3 protein-coding genes are annotated in these 3,942 nt (G+C 64.4%); 1 reads left to right on the top strand and 2 read right to left on the bottom strand.

Going from position 1 to position 3,942, the window contains the following annotated elements:
- Both ampD and QO207_RS31195 read right to left on the bottom strand, forming a co-directional pair.
- On the bottom strand, positions 1–355 hold a 355-nt coding region (ampD, locus tag QO207_RS31190; protein ID WP_301536106.1), incomplete at its 3' end, for a 1,6-anhydro-N-acetylmuramyl-L-alanine amidase AmpD.
- Between the two features lie 75 nt (positions 356–430).
- Complete coding sequence (locus tag QO207_RS31195; protein ID WP_301536107.1) at positions 431–2,728, bottom strand: DUF1631 domain-containing protein; 2,298 nt, start codon at positions 2,726–2,728, stop codon at positions 431–433.
- Between the two features lie 278 nt (positions 2,729–3,006).
- On the opposite strand from QO207_RS31195, the gene nadC reads away from it, so the two are divergent.
- Positions 3,007–3,855 (top strand): carboxylating nicotinate-nucleotide diphosphorylase, encoded by an 849-nt coding sequence (gene nadC, locus QO207_RS31200; protein WP_301536108.1) that lies wholly within the window; start codon positions 3,007–3,009, stop codon positions 3,853–3,855.
- The last annotated feature ends 87 nt before the right edge of the window (positions 3,856–3,942 follow it).

Below are 3,942 nucleotides of genomic sequence, written 5' to 3' on the forward strand. Positions count from 1 at the left end.
GCTCGATGCCGATGGAGAAGTCGTTGCAGTTCTCGCGGCCGTCGAAGCGCGACACGCCGGCATGCCAGGCGCGCGAGTTGCACGAGACGAACTGGAACAGCGAACCGTCGCGCTCGATCAGGAAGTGCGCCGAGACAGTCAGGCTGCAGATGCTGGCGAAGTACGGATGCTCGTCGGCGTCGAGGCGGTTCTGGAAGAATTCCTGAACCTTGCAGGTGCCGAACTGGCCCGGCGGCAGGCTGATGTTGTGGATCACCAGCAACGAGACCTGCTCGCCTTCGGGGCGGGCGTTGAAGTTCGGCGAGGGGCAGCGCTGGGCTTCGAGGCACCAGCCGGATTCGGGATCGATCTGCATGGAGGCTCCTTGGCAGAGCCCCACTCTAAAGCAGCGGGCGGGGGAAATGAACTCGCTGGCAGCAGGCCAGCGGGTTCAGGCGTTCTTCAGGCGGCGCAGGTTGCCGATCACCGACTCCAGCGCGCGATCGAACAGCAGGGCGTCGTCAAGCAGGCGCACGGCATTGCGGCGGAACTCCACGGCGAGGCCCATGCGGGTCTTCTCCAGCACCTTCATGCCGGTGCGGTTGACGAAGATGTAGCGGCCGCTCGGGCGGATCACCGCTGCCAGCTTGCAGCGCAGTTTGTGCTCTTCGTCTTCCTGGATTTCCACCCAGCTGCCGACGCGAAGCTCATCGACCTTGCGCAGGGAGTCATCGTCTTCGGCGAAGACTTCCTCGGGCTCTACGGCGCGGGCTTCTTCCGGCGTGGCCAGGATGATTTCCTCGACCACCGCGACCATGCCGGCCTGCGGTGCTTCGGGCAGCTCGGCTGCAGGGGTGTCCAGCGGCTCGTCGAGCAGCGGCAGGTCGTCGTCCGGATCGAGCAGCGGCGCTTCCTCGACCTGCTTGTAGCGCTGGAAGGCCTGCACGTGCAGCCCTTCCAGGCGGCTGAAGAATTCGCCGGTGGAGAACGGATCGAAGGCAGCCGAAGCCAGGCCTTCACGCAGCGACTTGAGCAGCTGCGGGACCATTTCCAGCAGACGCAGGCGGGAGTCGGGGTCCTCGTGGGGCTCCACGCTCCAGACCAGGTCGTCCATGGTCGCCAGGGCGGCTTCCCACTCGGCGGAATGGGTGCCGTGCTTCAGGCAGGTGAGCAGCAGTACCTGGCTCCAGGCTTCCTGCAGCAGGCGCACTACCACTTCGGGCAGGGTACGGCCGAGCAGGCGCTGGTTGAGCACGCCTTCCACTTCCTGGCGGGCCAGTTCGGCGCGGGCGCGGCCTTCTTCGGCATCGCGGGTGCGCTGCTCCAGCAGGTCGCTACGGCGGCGTTCATCGCCGGTAAAGGAAGTGAACTCGTCGAGCATCTCGGAGAAGATCGCCGGATCGTCGACGAAGTCGTTCAGCAGGCGCATCACCACCTGCTCGATCTTCTGGTACAGGTGGTCGCGCTGGCCGTCGGTCTGCTCGGCCCAGCCCAGGGCGGCGGAAGCGATCTCGTTGAGCAGGCGGCGCGCCGGGTGGCTGCCACGACTGAAGAAGGTCTTGTCGAGGACCGCGACCTTGAGCATCGGAATCTGCATGCGGCCGATCAAGGCCTTGAGCGAATCCGGCAGGCTGCGATCGTCGAGGATGAATTCGAAAAGCATGGAGACGAGGTTGATGACGTCCTCGTCGACCTGGCCGACCACGCGGGAACGACCGCTCTTGCTGCTGACGCGGGTCAGCAGGTGATCCAGGTGCTGGCGGACATCGATCTCGTCGATGGTCTGCGCCGGCAGGTGCGACTGCAGGTGCGAGAGCAGGCGCATCAGGTCGTTGCTGCTGATCGGCACCGCATCGGCCGGCATCGGGCGACTTGGCGCGGCACTGCCGCGGACCTGCGAGAGCAGCTCCTGCAGGGCGGCGAAGGCAGCCTGGCTGTCGGCATCCATGTATTGCGCAGCGGCGGCAACGCCCTGCTCGGTCACCGCGGCGCCACTGGCTGCAGTCGTGCCCTGGCTGCTGGGGACGGTGCGCTGCGGCGGACGACGCAGCGGCACGGATTTCAGCTCCGGCAGCACGCCGAGGGAAATCAGCGTCTGGTTGGCTTCCGCGTAGAGGTGCTCGGCGTCGGCCAGCACGTACTTCTCGAAGAGCTTGAGGATGATCAGCTTGACCTTGATCTCCACGCCCAAGCCGCGGCAGGCCTCGAGGAAGGCCTCGCAGAGCTGGCGCGGACCGAGCGGATTGCTCTTGTCCTCGACCTTCTTGCTGACCAGGGTATTGATGCGCGTGGTGAGATGCGTGAGGGCGACGCCGTCGCGGCTCATCACCTTGGCGACCATGGCGTCCAGGGCGACGGACTCTTCCAGCTCGTCGTTCTGCACCAGGGTCAGGTTGTCGTAGGAAACCGTGTCGAGGGCCGGGGCCTTGCCGATCTCGTACTGGTTGAGATTGGCGAAATTCTCGAAGACTTTCTGCAGGAAGCCGCGCTCGATACCCTTGCGCTTGAGGCGCAGGTCGCGCATGGCTTCGAAATAGGCACTCTGTTCAGCGTTGTTGGCGGCGCGATCGGCCATCTCGAACAGGGTATCGTCGGCGTTGTCGAAGAGTGCCTGCATGGCGTGACGCAGCTGCACGGCAACTTTGTCGCGCACGGCGACGAGCCCCGCCGGCATACGCCCGGAGAACGAAGTTTGCGATTGTTCGCTGGCCTGCTTGTTCAGCGGCACTACATTCGCGTCGTTCTGCATCGCAAGTCTCCTGCCGTCAGACCCATCTGGCGGCACCAACAGTCATCGAAGCGTCATCCGTAACGTCAAATTAGTGGCGTCAAAAAGCGGAAAGGTTCAACTTCATTATAGGGAAGCTTCTTACACAACCAAGAGACATTTCACGCATTCTTGAAGAAATTCACACTAGGGAAGGCGCCGTCCGTCAGACAAATCGTCTCCTTACGCAAAAATCTGTCCTCCCTGCACGCCAGCCCTCGCCGCCCGTATAATCGCGCCACCGCGAACAGGAGCCTTCCATGCCGAATCTGACCCTCGCCGAACTGACCGGGGAAATCCAGGCCAACGTCCGCGCCGCACTGGCCGAAGACGTCGGCAGCGGCGACATCACCGCCCAACTGATCCCCGCCGAACGCGACGCATCCGCCCGTATCATCACCCGCGAGAACGCCACCATCGCCGGCAGCGCCTGGGTCGATGAAGTGTTCCGCCAGGTCGATCCTCGCGTGCAGGTGAAATGGCAGGTGCGCGACGGCGAGCAGGTCAGTGCCGACCAGACGCTGTTCACCCTCGAAGGCCCGGCCCGCGCCCTGCTCACCGGTGAGCGCAGCGCACTGAATTTCCTCCAGCTGCTCTCCGGCACCGCCACCCGCGCCCGCCACTACGCCAATCTGGTGGAAGGCACCGGCGTGAAGCTGCTCGACACCCGCAAGACCCTGCCCGGTCTGCGCCTGGCGCAGAAGTACGCGGTGACCTGCGGCGGTTGCCATAACCACCGTATCGGCCTGTTCGACGCTTTCCTGATCAAGGAAAACCACATCGCTGCCTGCGGCGGCATCGCCCAGGCCATCCAGGCCGCCCAGCGTATCGCCCCCGGCAAGCCAGTGGAGATCGAGGTGGAGGACCTGGACGAACTGTGCCAGGCCCTGGAGGCCGGCGCCGACATCGTCATGCTCGACGAACTGAGCCTGGACGACATGCGCACCGCGGTCACCCTCACCGCTGGCCGCGCCAAGCTGGAGGCTTCGGGCGGCATCACTGACAGCACACTGCGCACCATCGCCGAGACCGGTGTGGACTACATCTCCATCGGCACCCTGACCAAGGACATCAAGGCGCTCGATCTGTCGATGCGACTGAGCCTGTAAGTTTTCCTACTAGCCTTCACGCTGCCCCTGATAGTGCCGATTCGTGCGCCTCTGACATACTCAGACGCTCACGAATCGGCGATCAAC

The organism is Pseudomonas sp. CAN1 (assembly GCF_030462585.1).
Lineage (GTDB): Bacteria > Pseudomonadota > Gammaproteobacteria > Pseudomonadales > Pseudomonadaceae > Pseudomonas.

What these genes read in the sequence shown, in the direction of transcription:
- QO207_RS31195 (WP_301536107.1), bottom strand. Translation starts at nt 2,728, where the DNA reads ATGCAGAACGACGCGAATGTAGTGCCGCTGAACAAGCAGGCCAGCGAA.
- nadC (WP_301536108.1), top strand. Translation starts at nt 3,007, where the DNA reads ATGCCGAATCTGACCCTCGCCGAACTGACCGGGGAAATCCAGGCCAAC.